We start from the raw sequence: 15846 nt of genomic DNA, 5'->3' as shown, positions 1-15846 counted from the left end.
CCGATTGGTGAAACGCTGCACGAATCCTTCCCCCGACCGGTTTTCCGGTCCGTTCACAGCCGGTTTCACAGCGTGATGGGAACTCAACTCCGGTGGCTGTCAGCCCTCGTGCAGGTGCGGACTAATCTCAGCGCGAGAACATCACCACTTCCCCGTGATCCGCCGCACCACCCATGCATGCCGGATACACGGACCCAACAGCTCTGGAGAAACTCGAGCATGAACCGCAAGACTTTGGTGCTGCCGGCCGTCGCCGGTCTGCTCACCCCCGTCCTCGCTGCCTGCGGCGGGTCCAGCAGCGGGGGCAAGAGCGGTGACGCCATCGTCGTCGGCACCACCGACCGGTTCATCGCCTCAAGTGACGCCCCCGCCCCCGTCGACCCGGCGTACGCCTACGACGTCGGCTCCTGGAACATCCTCCGGCAGACCGTGCAGACGCTGATGGTGCAGCCCCGCGGCGACGGCGAGCCGCAGCCCGAGGCCGCCGAGAGCTGCGGCTTCACCGACACCGGCAACGAGCGCTACGCCTGCAAGCTGCGCAAGGACCTGAAGTTCGCCAACGGCGACCCGGTGACCGCGGCCGACGTGAAGTACTCCATCGACCGCGCCCGCGCCCTCAAGGCCGACAGCGGCGTCTTCGCCCTGCTGTCCACCATCGACACCGTCGAGACGCAGGGTGACAACGAAGTCATCTTCCACCTCAAGACCGCGGACGCCACCTTCCCGTTCAAGCTGTCGACGCCGGTCGCCGGCATCGTCGACCCCAAGGGCTACGAGAAGAACAAGCTCCGCGACGGCTTCGACATCGACGGCTCCGGGCCGTACACGATGCAGGCCGAGGTCAAGAACAACGAGCTGGTCAAGGCCACCTTCACCAAGAACCCCAACTACAAGGGCCTGCTGACGCCGAAGAACGACAAGGTCGTCCTCGAGTCGTTCCCCGACGCCGACGCGATGGGCTCCGCCCTCGACAAGGGCGACATCGACGTCATGACCCGCACGATGGACCCGGACCAGATCCGCAAGCTCCAGAACGACACCAGTGGCAACGTCAACCTGGTGGAGATGCCGGGCCTCGAGATCCGCTACCTGGCCTTCAACACCGACGCCCCCACGGTGAAGAGCAAGGCCGTCCGCCAGGCCATGGCACAGGTCATCAACCGCGGCGAGCTGGTCTCCAAGGTGTACGGCACCGAGGCCGAGCCCCTGTTCTCGCTCGTCCCCGCCACCATCACCGGCCACTCCAACTCGTTCTTCAACAAGTACGGCAACCCCAGCGTGGGCAAGGCCCGCACCCTGCTGTCCAAGGCGGGTATCACCACCCCGGTCAAGCTGACGCTGCACTACACGACCGACCACTACGGCCAGGCCACCGCCAAGGAGTTCGAGGTGCTCAAGCAGCAGCTCAACGCCAGCGGTCTGTTCGACGTCACCGTCCAGGGCACCCCCTGGGACAAGTTTCGCCCGGCCGAGAAGAAGGGCGCGTACGACGTCTACGGCATGGGCTGGTTCCCGGACTTCGCGGATGCCGACAACTACCTCGCGCCGTTCCTCGACAAGGACAACACCCTTGGATCCCCGTACGCCAACCCCGAGATCATCAACACGCTGATCCCGCAGTCCCGCCGCGAGGCGGACCGCCTCACCGCGTCGAAGAGCCTCACCGACATGCAGGACATCGTCGCCGACGACGTGCCGATCCTGCCGCTGTGGCAGGGCAAGCAGTACGTCGCCACCCGCGACGACATCACCGGCAGCGAGTACGCGATGAACTCCTCCTCCACCCTGCAGCTGTGGGAGCTCAGCCGCGGCGTCGGCAGCTGACCGGTCAGCCGGGCGGTTTCCCGCCGACCATGTGACCAGCGGTTCTTCAAGGCTCCCGGGCACACGCCCGGGGCCTGCCGCGTTCGCGGTACGATCCGGGAACTTCCGCACGGCCCGGAACGCGCGGAGTCCGGGGCGAACGACAACCGAAGACAAGGCACATGCACGTGAACATGCGCACCCAGTGGCCGGTTCTGTCCATAGCGACGGGGCTGGCCGCCGGCCTGCTCACCGGATGCGGCACCTCGACCGACGACTCCTCGGGCACCGGCTCCTCCGTGGTGGTGGGGATGTCCGACGACGTCCTGGCCACCGACCCGGCCTCCGGCTACGACCCGGGGTCCTGGCTGCTGTTCAACAATGTCTTCCAGTCACTGCTGGGCTTCCCCAAGGGCGGCACGGAACCGGAGCCGGAAGCCGCCAGGGAGTGCACGTTCACGGACACGCAGACCAAGGTCTACTCCTGCACCCTCAGGGACGGGCTGAAGTTCAGCAACGGTGACCCGCTCACCTCGAAGGACGTCAAGTTCTCCTTCGACCGCATGCTGAAGATCAACGACTCGGCCGGCCCCGCCATCATGTTCCCCATGCTCGGCTCGGTCGAGACACCGGACACCAAGACCGTCGTCTTCAAACTGAAGTACGCCGACGCCACCTTCCCCAGCAAGATAGCCTCCGGCGCCGGCTCCATCGTCGACCACAACGCCTACCTCGCGGACAAGCTGCGCACGGACGGCAAGGCGGTCGGCTCCGGCCCCTACAAGCTGGACTCCTTCGGCAAGGACAAGGCCGTCTTCTCCGTCAACCCGCAGTACCAGGGCACCGCCAAGGTGCACAACTCCGGCATCACCCTGACCCTCTTCCACGGCGACCAGTCCGCCCTGAAGAACGCCCTCCTGGGCCGGAAGATCGACCTCGCCTACCGGGGCCTGGCCGCGGCCGACATCGCCGGCATCGACAAGGACACCTCCACCGGCAAGGGCATCGAGGTCGTCGAGGGCTCCAGCGCCGAAGTCCAGCACCTCGTCTTCAACATGGACGACCCGGTCACCGGCAAGCTCGGCGTCCGCAAGGCCATCGCCTACCTCCTCGACCGCGAGGCCCTCGTCAACAAGGTCTACAGCGACACCGCGACGCCCCTGTACTCGATCATCCCGGCCGGCATCACCGGCCACGACACGTCCTTCTTCGACACCTACGGCGCCCGCCCCTCCAGGACCAAGGCGGCCGCCGCGCTCCGCGCCGAGGGCATCACCGGCAAGGTCACGCTCACCCTCTGGTCGACGCCCTCCCGCTACGGGCCCGCCACCGACGAGGAACTGAACACCATCGCCCGGCAGCTGAACGACAGCGGACTGTTCGACGCGAGCGTCAAGTCCGTTCCCTTCGACCAGTACGAGAAGGACATCGCGGCCGGCAAGTACGGGGTCTACGTCAAGGGCTGGGTGCCCGACTACCCCGACCCCGACAACTTCACCGCGCCGTTCTTCGGCAAGGGCAACGTACTGGACAACCACTACGTCAACAGCACCATCACGGGCGAACTGATCCCCAAGACGGCCGCCCAGAGCGACCGCTCCGCCACCGACGACGAATACCGCACCCTTCAGCACATCGTCGCCGAGGACGTCCCGGTCATCCCCGTCTGGCAGGCCAAGCAGTACGCCGTCACACGGGACAACGTCTACGGACTCGAGTACTGCCTCGACGCCTCCACCGTGTTCCGGTTCTGGGAGATCAGCAAGGGCTGAGCCGGGCCCCACACGCACGAAGGGCGCCCCCGCGCAAGGGGCGCCCTCACCGTCACAGTGCGCCGACTACTGGGCGCCGGGACGCACCAGCCCGCTCTCGTACGCGTACACCGCCGCCTGCACCCGGTCCCGCAGCCCCAGCTTCGTCAGGACGTGGCCGACGTGCGTCTTGACCGTGGTCTCGCTGACGAACAGATCGGCGGCGATCTCCGCGTTGGACAGCCCGCGCGCCACCAGCTTCAGCACCTCCACCTCACGCTCGGTGAGGGTGTGCAGGGTGTCCGGCACCGGCTCGTCACCGGACGGCAGATGCGTGGCGTACTTGTCGAGCAGCCGCCTCGTGATGCTCGGCGCGAGCATCGCCTCGCCCCCAGCGACGACCCGGATCGCCTGCACCAGCTCGTTGGCGGGCGCGTCCTTGAGCAGGAACCCGCTCGCACCGGCACGCAACGCCTCCACCACGTACTCGTCCAGATCGAAGGTCGTCAGCACCAGCACCTTCGCCGGGCCGTCCCGCCCCGGCCCGGTGATCTGCCGGGTCGCCTCCACGCCGTCCATACGAGGCATGCGGATGTCCATCAGAACCACATCGGGCTGCAGGGCACGCACCTGGTCGAGGGCCTGGAGGCCGTCTCCGGCCTCACCGACGACCGCGAGATCCTGCTCGGCCTCCAGAATCATCCGGAAGCCCGTACGCAGCAGCGGCTGGTCGTCGACCAGTAGGACGCGGATGGCCACGTAAGTCTCCTTCGCTAGTCCGGCCCCATTCTGCCCTGCGCGTCACCGCCCGATTCGGGCACCCTGACCGACGCGGACACCTCCGGGTCCGGAGCGCCGTCCACCCGCTGAGCCGGCAGCGACTGCGCCGCCGCCGGGACACCGGCGGCCGCGCGGACCGGCAGCGGATACGGCGGGGGAGTGCCACCGAACTCCGGGCACACCCCCTGGTGGTCGCACCAGCCGCACAGCTTGCTGCGGCGCGGCCGCCAGTCGCCCGTCTCCGTCGCCACCCGGATCGCCTCCCACAGCGCGAGCAGCTTGCGCTCCACACGCTCCAGGTCGGCAAGGACCGGGTCATACGTCAGCACGTCTCCACTGCCCAGATACACCAGCTGAAGCCGCCGCGGGACGATTTTCTTCAGCCGCCACACCACCAGGGCGTAGAACTTCATCTGGAACAGCGCGCCCTCGGCGTACTCGGGCCGGGGCGCCTTGCCCGTCTTGTAGTCGACGATCCGCACCTCACCCGTCGGCGCCACGTCGACGCGGTCGATGATCCCGCGCAGCCTCAGCCCCGACTCCAGCTCCGCCTCCACGAACAGCTCGCGCTCGGCCGGCTCCAGACGCGTCGGATCCTCCAGCGTGAACCAGCGCTCGATGAGCCGCTCCGCCTCATCCAGCCAGCGCGCCAGTCGCTCACCGTCCGGATCGTCCGCGAACAGCTCCACGACCTCCGGTCTGCTCTCCCGCAGCCGGTCCCACTGGCCGGGCAGCAGCGCCTTGGCGCGCGGCGCGGTCCGCTCGGCGGCGGGTGCGTCGAACAACCGCTCGAGCACCGCGTGCACCAGCGTGCCTCTCGTGGCCGCCTCGCTCGGCTTCTCGGGCAGCTTGTCGATCACCCGGAACCGGTACAGCAGCGGGCACTGCATGAAATCGCCGGCGCGCGACGGCGACAGCGAAACCGGGGGCGCGGCGGCCACTGCGGACGGCACGGCGGCGCCGTCGGTGCTGGATTCCATGACCACAGACCATACGGCCCACCACTGACAGTGACCCAGCCACGGCCCGACCCGAGCACCCACCGACGGGCCGGGGAAGACCCGACCACGGGCAGAACAGAGGGGTGCCGGGGCGGAACGCGACGCGACGGCCGCATACCATCGACACCGGACCCTCCCACCCGGCACGACCGGGGCCGGGGAGACGTATCGATCGAGGGGACAGCGTGGACGAGAGCGGCGGGAGCGCACAGCCGCGCCCCGGCAACAACGGGGCGCCCCACGACACGCCCCGCGAGGAATCACCCAGTCCCGCACAGCCCCCCACCGAGCCCGCGGCACCCACCGCCGCGACCCCGGGGCCCGATGACGAGCACACGTCGTCCAGCCACAGGCCCACCGCACCCACCGCAGCCACAGGCACGCCCGGCGACGAGCACCCCGCCCCCACCGGACCGCCGACCCCGCCCCCACCCGGCGGCGGAGCCACGACACCGGCCCCCACCCAGCCGCCCGCCACAGGCGACCCGAGCACCCCGCAGCCCCCGGCGGGCGGCCCCGACACTCCGGCGGACAACCACCCCGCACCCCGGCCGGCACCCCCTCACTCCGACGGCCCAACCACCCCCCAGCCGCACACCGACCACCGCCAGGCACCCCCCGCGGACACCCACCCCACCCCCCAGAACCCGCACAGTCACACCCCCACCCGCACCACCGCCCACTCCGCCACCCCCGGCCGAGGACGCTCCCCGAAGCGCCCCAAGGACCCCGGCGGCGGCATCCTCATGGGACGGCCCTTCGGCGTCCCCGTCTACGTCGCCCCCAGCTGGTTCCTCGTCGCCGCACTGATCACCTGGGTGTTCGGCGGACAGCTCGACCGCGTGCTCCCCGAACTCGGCGCCGCCCGCTACCTCGTCTCCCTCTTCTTCGCCGTCGCCTTCTACGCCTCCGTCCTCGTCCACGAACTGGCCCACACCGTCGCCGCCCTCCGCTTCAAACTCCCGGTACGCCGCATCCAGCTCCAGTTCTTCGGCGGCGCCTCCGAGATCGAGAAAGAAGCCGAGACCCCCGGCCGCGAATTCGTCCTCGCCTTCGTCGGCCCACTGCTCTCCCTCGCCCTCGCCGCGATCTTCTACCTCGCCCTGCAGCCCGTCGAACCCGGCACCGTCCCCGGCGTCCTCCTCGCCGGCCTCATGGTCTCCAACCTCATCGTCGCCGCCTTCAACCTGCTCCCCGGCCTGCCCCTCGACGGCGGCCGCATGCTCCGCGCCGTCGTCTGGAAGATCACCGGCCGCCCCATGAGCGGCACCATCGCCGCCGCCTGGGTCGGCCGCGCCCTCGCCATCACCGTCCTCATCGGACTGCCCCTGCTCACCCAGTCCGGCGCCCTCGGCTCCACCGCCGAGGACAACGTCGGCATGGACACCGTCACCGACGCCCTGCTCGCCGCCATCCTCGCCGCGATCATCTGGACCGGCGCCGGAAACAGCCTGCGCATGGCCCGCCTGCGCGAACACCTCCCCGAACTGCGTGCCCGCACCCTCACCCGCCGCGCCGTCCCCGTCGAGACCGACACCCCCCTCTCCGAGGCCCTGCGCCGTGCCAACGCCGTCGGCGCCCGCGCCCTCGTCGTCGTCGACGCCCACGGCGAACCCCTCTCCCTCGTCCGCGAGGCCGCCATCGTCGGCGTACCCGAACACCGCCGCCCCTGGGTCCTCGTCAGCGGCCTCGCCCAGGAACTCACCGACGGCATGCGCGTCTCCGCCGAACTCGCCGGAGAAGACCTCCTCGACGCCCTGCGCGCCACCCCCGCCACCGAATACCTCGTCATCGAGGACACCGGCGAGATCTACGGCGTCCTCTCCGCCGCCGACGTCGAACGCGCCTTCGTCAAGGCCATGGCCCGCCCCACGTCCTAGTGGTCGGCGGCCCCCTCCACTGCCGGTAGGCTGGTCACATGTCCGAACCGACCGGTGCCGCCCGCCGTCGCGGGCCCTTCAAGGTCGGGGACCAGGTACAGCTGACCGACCCCAAGGGCCGCCACTACACGTTCACACTCGAAGCGGGAAAGAACTTCCACACCCACAAGGGCTCCTTCCCGCACGACGAACTGATCGGCGCACCCGAGGGCAGCGTTGTCCGCACCACCGGGAACGTCGCCTACCTCGCGCTGCGCCCCCTGCTCCCCGACTACGTCCTGTCCATGCCCCGCGGGGCAGCCGTCGTCTACCCCAAGGACGCGGGGCAGATCCTCGCCTTCGCCGACATCTTCCCCGGCGCCCGCGTCGTGGAAGCCGGCGTCGGCTCGGGCTCGCTCAGCACCTTCCTGCTGCGCGCCATCGGCGACCAGGGCACGCTGCACAGCTACGAGCGACGCGCCGACTTCGCCGAGATCGCCCAGGCCAACGTGGAACGCTACTTCGGCGGCCCCCACCCCGCCTGGCAGCTCACCGTCGGCGACCTCCAGGACAACCTGTCCGACACCGACGTCGACCGCGTCATCCTCGACATGCTCGCCCCCTGGGAATGCCTCGAGGCCGTCTCCAAGGCACTCGTCCCCGGCGGCATCGTCTGCTGCTACGTCGCCACCACCACCCAGCTCGCCCGGACCGTCGAGTCCATCCGCGAAATCGGCTGCTTCAACGAGCCGACCGCCTGGGAAACCATGATCCGCAACTGGCACATCGAGGGCCTCGCCGTCCGCCCCGACCACCGCATGATCGGCCACACCGGCTTCCTCCTCACCGCCCGCCGCCTCGCCGACGGCGTCGAGCCGCCCATGCGCCGCCGCCGCCCCGCCAAGGGTGCCTACGGCGAGGACTACACCGGCCCCAACGCCGACGGAGGCACCGGCCGCTGACCCCGGCCCCCACACAGCCCCCAACACACCAGCGCCGTGGCCGAGTTCCCGCACATCTCGCGTAACTCGGCCACGGCGCTCACGCGTTCAAGCGCACACACGCGCACACCCCCACCCGCCGAAGCACACACACGCGCACACACCCACCCACGGGCGCGACCATCCCTCTCCACCCCCGGCACACGCGGAAACTGACGCGCCACCAGCAGTGCCCACCCCGCCGTTCCCCCGTACTGTGACGTGTGGCACGATGCGGGGCACCCCCACCGGCACAGCCCTCACAGGAGACACCTCCCCCGTGCAGCACTCCGCCGTCCCGGAACTGGCTCACACCACCACCCGGCCCATCCACTGGGTCGCCACCGCCACCGCAGTCTCCGGCGTGATCGCCCTGTCCTCCGTGCTGCAGCCGGGCGCCGCAACGGCGGCCCAACCCCACACCGAGACCAAGGCCGCCCCCGTCGCCACCGCACCCCCCGACCCCGCCAAGGCCGACTTCCCCCTCGACTGCGGCCCCACCAAGCTCCTCGTCGTCAAGAAAGTCACCGGCGACCTCGACGGCGACGGCCGCCCCGAAACCGTCGTCGTCGTCCACTGCGACGCCGGCATGGGCACCCCACCCGACGGCCTTTACGTCCTCACCCAGGCGGCGGGCACCACCACACCCCGCGTCGTCGCCACCCTCGTCGACCCCAAGGAACGCAACACCGTCACCGACTTCGCCGTCCGCGACGCAGCCGTCACCGCCACCCTCCTCGGCTACTCCTCGCCCGACGTGCCGAGTTGCTGCCCCGACGTCAAAGACAACGCCAAGTGGCAGTGGAAGAACGGCGCATTCCTCCGCACCACCGCCGGCGGCAGCCGCGACGTCTGACCCCACGGCCCGGACAGGGTGACGCACAGCCCAGAGACTGTGAGAAAAGAGACACAGCTGACCTGAGGTGGCGGTGTGATCACGCAGCGTCCGGGCCGTACACCTCCACCCTGTCCGAAACCCGGCGCACATGGATGCACTCGCCAGGACACTCCCTCGCCGAATCCACCACGTCCCCCACCAGCGGCAACGGCACCCGCGTCGCAGCACCCCTGACCTGCAGAAGCTCCTCGTCCGGCCCCTTCACATAAGCCAGACCGTCGATGTCCAGCTCGAAGACCTCCGGCGCGTACTGGGCACAGATACCGTCACCGGTACACAGGTCCTGGTCGATCCAGACCTCCAGCTCCTCGCCGCCGACACCGGCCTCCTGCTGCACGGTCATCTCCTCTGCCGTTGACTGCGCAGAGCCCCGGGAATCCGGCCAGCTCTGACGGGTGTTGAACACCTCGACCCTACCTTCGGCCGCTTCCCAATCATGTTCGGTGGGTATTCCCCTGGCGTGAGGGAGAGCGCAAGGGTGAAGATCGGACACACTCCGACAGTCTTTGTGATCTAGGGGTTTCAATCGACACCCACCCAGGTAGGGTCTGGAAGCGTCCAGCTCCCCTTGGAGGAGGTGAGGACCGTGGCAGCCCACGACGACGACATGAACCGCGGCATCCGCCCGGGACGAGGGTCCGACGACCCTGCCGGGCAGATCGCCTACCTTGAGCAGGAGATCGCCGTCCTGCGACGCAAGCTCGCCGACTCTCCGCGACACACGAGAATTCTCGAAGAGCGGATCGTCGAGCTGCAGACCAACCTGGCCGGCGTGTCCGCGCAGAACGAGCGGCTCGCCAACACGCTCCGTGAGGCCCGCGACCAGATCGTGGCCCTCAAGGAAGAAGTCGACCGGCTCGCACAGCCACCGGCCGGCTTCGGTGTCTTCCTGCAGGCGAACGAGGACGGCACCGCCGACATCTTCACCGGAGGCCGCAAGCTCCGCGTGAACGTCAGCCCCAGCGTGGACCTCGACGAGCTCCGCCGCGGCCAGGAACTAATGCTCAACGAAGCGCTCAACGTGGTTGAAGCCATGGAGTTCGAGCGCGTCGGGGACATCGTCACCCTCAAGGAGATCCTCGAGGACGGCGAGCGCGCCCTGGTGCTCGGGCACACCGACGAGGAACGGGTGGTACGGCTCGCCGAGCCGCTGCTGGACGTCACCATCCGCCCCGGCGACGCCCTCCTGCTCGAACCCCGCTCCGGCTACGTCTACGAGGTCGTCCCCAAGAGCGAGGTCGAAGAACTCGTCCTCGAAGAGGTACCCGACATCGGCTACGAGGCGATCGGCGGCCTCGCCGGCCAGATCGAAGCCATCCGCGACGCGGTCGAGCTCCCGTACCTCTACCCCGACCTCTTCAAGGAGCACGAGCTGCGCCCACCCAAGGGAGTCCTCCTCTACGGACCCCCCGGATGCGGCAAGACCCTCATCGCCAAGGCCGTGGCGAACTCCCTCGCCAAAAAGGTCGCCGAAGTGACCGGCCAGGCCGCCGGCAAGAGCTTCTTCCTCAACATCAAGGGCCCCGAGCTCCTGAACAAGTACGTCGGCGAAACCGAACGACAGATCCGCCTCGTCTTCCAGCGAGCCCGCGAAAAGGCCAGCGAGGGCACCCCCGTCATCGTCTTCTTCGACGAGATGGAATCCCTCTTCCGCACCCGCGGCTCCGGCGTCAGCTCGGACGTGGAGAACACCATCGTCCCCCAGCTCCTCGCCGAGATCGACGGTGTGGAAGGCCTGCAGAACGTCGTGGTCATCGGCGCCTCCAACCGCGAGGACATGATCGACCCCGCCATCCTGCGCCCCGGCCGCCTCGACGTGAAGATCAAGATCGAACGTCCGGACGCCGAAGCAGCCAAGGACATCTTCGGAAAGTACCTCACCGAAAACCTCCCCCTGCACGCCGACGACGTCAGCGAACATGGAGGCGACAAGGGCGCCACTGTCCAGGCCATGATCCAGACCGCCGTGGAACAGATGTACGCCGAGTCCGACGAAAACCGCTTCCTTGAGGTCACCTACGCCAACGGCGACAAGGAAGTCCTCTACTTCAAGGACTTCAACTCAGGCGCCATGATCGAAAACATCGTCGGCCGCGCCAAGAAGATGGCAATCAAGGACTTCCTCGAACACAACCAGAAAGGCCTCCGCGTCTCCCACCTCCTCCAGGCGTGCGTGGACGAGTTCAAGGAGAACGAGGACCTGCCCAACACCACCAACCCCGACGACTGGGCCCGAATCTCCGGAAAGAAGGGCGAACGGATCGTCTACATCCGCACCCTCATCACCGGAAAGCAAGGTGCAGACACCGGACGCTCCATCGACACGGTGGCAAACACCGGTCAGTACCTGTAAAAGCAAGGGCGGCTGCGGGTGCCCCCACCGGGTACCCGCAGCCCACTGCTTTTCAGGCCACGGCTGGAGCACAGCAATGACGCAAATGATCTCCCCACCAGCGCAAAGGCGTTCTAGGCTCTTTGTTACCGCCGCGTCGCGCCGTGCGGGGACGGGTACCGCACGCGCACCGGAGCACCAGCGGTATCTGAGCGCCGCCCCCGACCGAGGGCGCCGCCGGGCAAGGAGGGCCGCATGACCGTACGGCGAGTAATGGGCATCGAGACGGAGTACGGCATCTCCGTCCCCGGCCACCCGAACGCCAATGCCATGCTCACCTCATCCCAGATCGTCAACGCCTACGCCGCGGCGATGCACCGGGCCCGCCGGGCCCGCTGGGACTTCGAGGAAGAAAACCCGCTGCGGGACGCGCGAGGCTTCGACCTCGCCCGCGAGGCCGCCGACGCCAGCCAGCTCACCGACGAGGACATCGGCCTCGCCAACGTCATCCTCACCAACGGCGCACGGCTCTACGTCGACCACGCACACCCCGAATACAGCGCCCCCGAGGTGACCAACCCCCGCGACGCCGTCCTCTGGGACAAAGCCGGCGAACGCATCATGGCAGAAGCCGCAGAACGAGCCGCCCAGCTCCCCGGCGCCCAACCCATCCACCTCTACAAGAACAACACCGACAACAAGGGCGCCAGCTACGGCACGCACGAGAACTACCTGATGAAGCGGGAAACCCCCTTCTCCGACATCGTGCGCCACCTCACCCCCTTCTTCGTCTCCCGCCAGGTCATCGCCGGAGCCGGCCGCGTCGGCATCGGCCAGGACGGCCACGAACACGGCTTCCAGCTCAGCCAGCGCGCCGACTACTTCGAGGTGGAGGTGGGCCTCGAGACGACACTCAAGCGGCCCATCATCAACACCCGCGACGAACCCCACGCGGACGCGGAGAAATACCGCCGCCTCCACGTGATCATCGGCGACGCGAACCTGTCGGAGATCTCGACATACCTGAAGCTGGGCACGACGGCTCTGGTCCTGTCCATGATCGAGGACGGCTTCATCGCGGTGGACCTCGCGGTCGACCAGCCCGTACGGACGCTGCACCAGGTCTCCCACGACCCGACCCTGAAGCGACTGATCACGCTCCGCAGCGGCCGCACACTCACGGCGGTCCAGCTCCAGATGGAGTACTACGAGCTCTCACGCAAGTACGTCGAGGAACGCTACGGGGCCGATGCGGACGACCAGACGAAGGACGTCCTGTCCCGCTGGGAGGACACCCTCAACCGCCTCGAGCGCGACCCCATGAGCCTCGCCGGCGAACTCGACTGGGTCGCCAAACGGGAACTCATGGAGGGCTACCGGCGTCGCGACGCCCTCGACTGGGACGCCGCCAAGCTCCACCTCCTCGACCTCCAGTACGCCGACGTACGCGCCGAGAAGGGCCTGTACAACCGCCTCGCGGCCCGCGGGCGCATGAAGCGCCTCCTGGACGAGAACGAGGTCGAACGGGCCCGTACAAAGCCACCGGAGGACACACGCGCCTACTTCCGCGGCCGCTGCCTCGAGCAGTACGCGGACGACGTCGCCGCCGCCTCCTGGGACTCGGTCATCTTCGACCTCCCCGGCCGGGACTCCCTCCAACGCGTTCCAACCCTGGAACCGCTACGCGGAACGCGTAATCACGTCAAGGAGCTCCTGGACCGCTGCCGCACGGCCGAGGACCTGGTCAGGGTCCTGTCAGGCGGCTGAGGGGTACTCGGACCAGCCCGGCCGCCCGGGGTGTAAATCCCGGCGGCCGGGAATCATCGAGGTGGTCCCCGCACGTTGGAGTAACTGCGGGGCCATTGTCGGACCCGGCTAGTAGGGTCTGATCACCACCGATCGGCAGGAAAGCCGACCTGTCGACCATGTCGGGCGAACTGAGCGGGGTGAGGGTTATGGCGACCAAGGACACCGGCGGCGGCCAGCAGAAGGCCACGCGTTCCACCGAGGAGATCGAGGAGCAGGAGCAGGAGGCTCAGGCTTCGGGGGATCTCAAGGAGCGGCAGGAGAAGCTGAGCGACGACGTGGACTCCGTCCTGGACGAGATCGACGATGTCCTCGAGGAGAATGCAGAGGATTTCGTACGCTCATTCGTTCAGAAGGGTGGTCAGTAGGCCGCTTTTCCTTCGAATCCAAGATTCGGAGGCTCGGGGGTGTAAGTGGTCGGGGAGCCGACGGTGAAGCGTTGCTCGCGGTGCAAGGAGTCCAAGCCGCGAGCAGCCTTCGCTAGTAATAGAGCGGCCCGGGATGGGCTTCAGGCTTACTGCCGGGAGTGCTGGGCGGAGTACCACCAGGCCCGGCAGTTGGCGAAGGGGAAGAACGTCCGGCCGCGGGTGGAGACGCCCGAGGGCCATAAATTCTGCCGGAGCTGTGGGGAGGTCAAGCCGCACAGCGAGTGGCATCGGAACGCTACGGCTTCCGACGGCCTCTCGACGAGCTGCAAGGCGTGCCGGGCGACGAAGTCGCGAGCGGGCGATCTGAAGCGCCAGTACGGCCTCACCGAAGCCGAACGTGACGAGTTGACCGCCTCCCAGGGAGGCGTCTGCTGCATATGTCTGTCTGCCCCGGCAGCGCATGTGGATCACTGCCATGAGACGGGTAGGGTCCGTGGCGTACTGTGCTTCAGCTGCAATGCCGCACTGGGGCAGTTCAAGGATCGGCCCGACGTGATAAGGCGGGCTGCGACATACGTGGAAGGAAACGCGTGGAAGCCAATCCTCGTAGCACCGGGCGTCTACCAGCTGCCTTCCTGACGCCTGGCTCGTCGTCCTTCATGGACTTCCTGTCGGAGCACCAGCCCGAGCTGCTGCCCGGCAAGCGGCAGCTGCCGCCCACGCAGGGCGTGATCGAGGCTCCGCACGGCACCACCATCGTGGCCACGACGTTCCCGGGGGGCGTCGTGCTCGCGGGTGACCGCCGGGCGACCATGGGCAATGTGATCGCGCAGCGGGACATCGAGAAGGTGTTCCCGGCGGACGAGTACTCGGCCGTCGGCATCGCCGGCACGGCGGGTCTGGCCGTCGAGATGGTCAAGCTGTTCCAGCTGGAGCTGGAGCACTTCGAGAAGGTCGAGGGTGCGCAGCTGTCCCTGGAGGGCAAGGCGAACCGCCTGTCGACCATGATCCGTTCCAATCTGGGCATGGCCATGCAGGGTCTTGCCGTGGTCCCGCTTTTCGCCGGTTATGACGTGGATCGTGGCAAGGGCCGCATCTTCTCCTACGACGTGACGGGCGGCCGTTCCGAGGAGCACGGCTTCGCGGCCACGGGTTCCGGCTCGATCTTCGCGCGCGGCGCCATGAAGAAGCTCTACCGTGAGGATCTGATTGAGGAGCAGGCCACGACCCTGGTGGTTCAGGCCCTGTACGACGCGGCGGACGACGACTCGGCGACCGGTGGTCCCGATGTCGCTCGCCGGATTTATCCGATCGTCACCGTGATCACCGAGGACGGCTTCCGCCGACTGACCGAGGACGAGTCGTCGGAGATCGCCCGTTCCGTTCTGGACCGGCGTCTGGAGCAGCCCGACGGTCCGCGGGCCGCGCTGCTCTGACGGCGGGACCGGTTGTTATCAGGGTGATCGTGTGACTTCGACAGAAAGGGACGGATAACCGGTGTCGACGCCGTTCTATGTCTCCCCCCAGCAGGCCATGGCCGACCGGGCGGAGTACGCCCGCAAGGGCATCGCGCGCGGCCGCAGTCTGGTCGTGATGCAGTACGCCGACGGCATCGTGTTCGTCGGTGAGAACCCGTCCCGTGCGCTGCACAAGTTCAGTGAGATCTACGACCGGATCGGTTTCGCGGCCGCCGGCAAGTACAACGAGTACGAGAATCTCCGCATCGGTGGGGTCCGCTATGCCGACCTGCGGGGTTACACCTATGACCGTGATGACGTGACCGCCCGTGGTCTGGCGAACGTGTACGCGCAGACGCTGGGCACGATCTTCTCGAGTGCGGCGGAGAAGCCGTACGAGGTGGAGCTGGTGGTCGCCGAGGTGGGGGAGACCCCGGAGGGTGATCAGATCTACCGTCTGCCGCATGACGGGTCGATCGTGGATGAGCACGGTTCGGTGGCGGTCGGTGGCAATGCCGAGCAGATCAGCAGTTTTCTCGATCAGCGTCACCGCGACGGGATGACGTTGGCGGAGGCGTTGAAGCTGGCCGTGCAGGCGTTGTCGCGGGATACGAACGGCAGTGAGCGGGAGATTCCGGCGGAGCGTCTGGAGGTCGCGGTGCTGGACCGTATGCGGCCGCAGAAGCGCAAGTTCAGGCGGATCACCGGTCGTCAGCTGTCGCGTCTGTTGCAGACGGACGGTGCGTCGACGGCGGCGGAGGCGGAGGCCGACGCGGACGCCGACGCCGAGTCGGAGGAGTAGGTCGCCTCA

14 protein-coding genes are annotated in these 15846 nt (G+C 68.1%); 11 read left to right on the top strand and 3 right to left on the bottom strand.

The window, feature by feature from the left end; genetic code table 11:
* Positions 1-219 precede the first annotated feature (219 nt).
* Together AB0N14_RS12110 and AB0N14_RS12105 are read left to right on the top strand one after the other, a co-directional pair.
* Positions 220-1824, top strand: a complete 1605-nt coding sequence (locus AB0N14_RS12110) for an ABC transporter substrate-binding protein (RefSeq protein ID WP_366025544.1) — start codon at positions 220-222, stop codon at positions 1822-1824.
* A 167-nt stretch (positions 1825-1991) separates the two neighbouring features.
* Positions 1992-3575, top strand: a complete 1584-nt coding sequence (locus AB0N14_RS12105) for an ABC transporter substrate-binding protein (protein WP_366025656.1) — start codon at positions 1992-1994, stop codon at positions 3573-3575.
* Between the two features lie 66 nt (positions 3576-3641).
* Here AB0N14_RS12105 and AB0N14_RS12100 read toward each other — a convergent pair whose 3' ends face one another.
* Positions 3642-4313 carry a response regulator transcription factor gene (locus AB0N14_RS12100; RefSeq protein WP_366025543.1) on the bottom strand — a complete coding sequence of 224 codons (672 nt, stop codon included), beginning with the start codon at positions 4311-4313 and terminating at the stop codon, positions 3642-3644.
* Between the two features lie 14 nt (positions 4314-4327).
* Entirely contained in the window at positions 4328-5314 is a 987-nt protein-coding gene (locus AB0N14_RS12095) for a RecB family exonuclease (protein WP_366025542.1), read from the bottom strand.
* Positions 5315-5520: 206 nt separating this feature from the next.
* Here AB0N14_RS12095 and AB0N14_RS12090 point away from each other — a divergent pair, with 206 nt between their 5' ends.
* The 3 genes from AB0N14_RS12090 to AB0N14_RS12080 all read left to right on the top strand — a co-directional run bounded on the left by AB0N14_RS12090 (position 5521) and on the right by AB0N14_RS12080 (position 9030).
* Positions 5521-7215, top strand: a complete 1695-nt coding sequence (locus tag AB0N14_RS12090; protein ID WP_366025541.1) for a site-2 protease family protein — start codon at positions 5521-5523, stop codon at positions 7213-7215.
* Positions 7216-7253: 38 nt separating this feature from the next.
* Positions 7254-8156, top strand: a complete 903-nt coding sequence (locus AB0N14_RS12085) for a tRNA (adenine-N1)-methyltransferase (RefSeq protein WP_366025540.1) — start codon at positions 7254-7256, stop codon at positions 8154-8156.
* 298 nt (positions 8157-8454) lie between these two features.
* Complete coding sequence (locus AB0N14_RS12080; protein ID WP_366025539.1) at positions 8455-9030, top strand: hypothetical protein; 576 nt, start codon at positions 8455-8457, stop codon at positions 9028-9030.
* A 79-nt stretch (positions 9031-9109) separates the two neighbouring features.
* On the opposite strand, the gene AB0N14_RS12075 is transcribed toward AB0N14_RS12080, so the two are convergent.
* Entirely contained in the window at positions 9110-9415 is a 306-nt protein-coding gene (locus AB0N14_RS12075; protein WP_103839089.1) for a ferredoxin, read from the bottom strand.
* Positions 9416-9658: 243 nt separating this feature from the next.
* Between AB0N14_RS12075 and arc the strand changes: the two genes are divergently transcribed.
* The 6 genes from arc (at position 9659) to prcA (ending at position 15837) form a co-directional block, all read left to right on the top strand.
* Positions 9659-11425, top strand: a complete 1767-nt coding sequence (arc, locus tag AB0N14_RS12070) for a proteasome ATPase (protein ID WP_366025538.1) — start codon at positions 9659-9661, stop codon at positions 11423-11425.
* A gap of 234 nt (positions 11426-11659) precedes the next feature.
* Positions 11660-13171, top strand: coding sequence for a depupylase/deamidase Dop (gene dop / locus AB0N14_RS12065; protein WP_366025537.1), 1512 nt, complete (start codon positions 11660-11662; stop codon positions 13169-13171).
* Between the two features lie 188 nt (positions 13172-13359).
* Positions 13360-13578 (top strand): ubiquitin-like protein Pup, encoded by a 219-nt coding sequence (locus AB0N14_RS12060; RefSeq protein ID WP_366025536.1) that lies wholly within the window; start codon positions 13360-13362, stop codon positions 13576-13578.
* 45 nt (positions 13579-13623) lie between these two features.
* Complete coding sequence (locus tag AB0N14_RS12055) at positions 13624-14217, top strand: endonuclease VII domain-containing protein (RefSeq protein WP_366025535.1); 594 nt, start codon at positions 13624-13626, stop codon at positions 14215-14217.
* Entirely contained in the window at positions 14169-15014 is an 846-nt protein-coding gene (prcB, locus tag AB0N14_RS12050; protein WP_366025534.1) for a proteasome subunit beta, read from the top strand. The genes AB0N14_RS12055 and prcB overlap by 49 nt, the downstream gene beginning before the upstream one ends.
* A 61-nt stretch (positions 15015-15075) precedes the next feature.
* Positions 15076-15837 carry a proteasome subunit alpha gene (prcA, locus tag AB0N14_RS12045; RefSeq protein ID WP_366025533.1) on the top strand — a complete coding sequence of 254 codons (762 nt, stop codon included), beginning with the start codon at positions 15076-15078 and terminating at the stop codon, positions 15835-15837.
* Positions 15838-15846 lie beyond the last annotated feature (9 nt).

The sequence above is a fragment of the Streptomyces sp. NPDC051104 genome (assembly GCF_040682835.1).
Lineage (GTDB): Bacteria > Actinomycetota > Actinomycetes > Streptomycetales > Streptomycetaceae > Streptomyces > Streptomyces cynarae.
The sequence above is the reverse complement of the archived record's forward strand: the minus strand, read 5'-3'. Positions and strand labels throughout refer to the sequence as shown.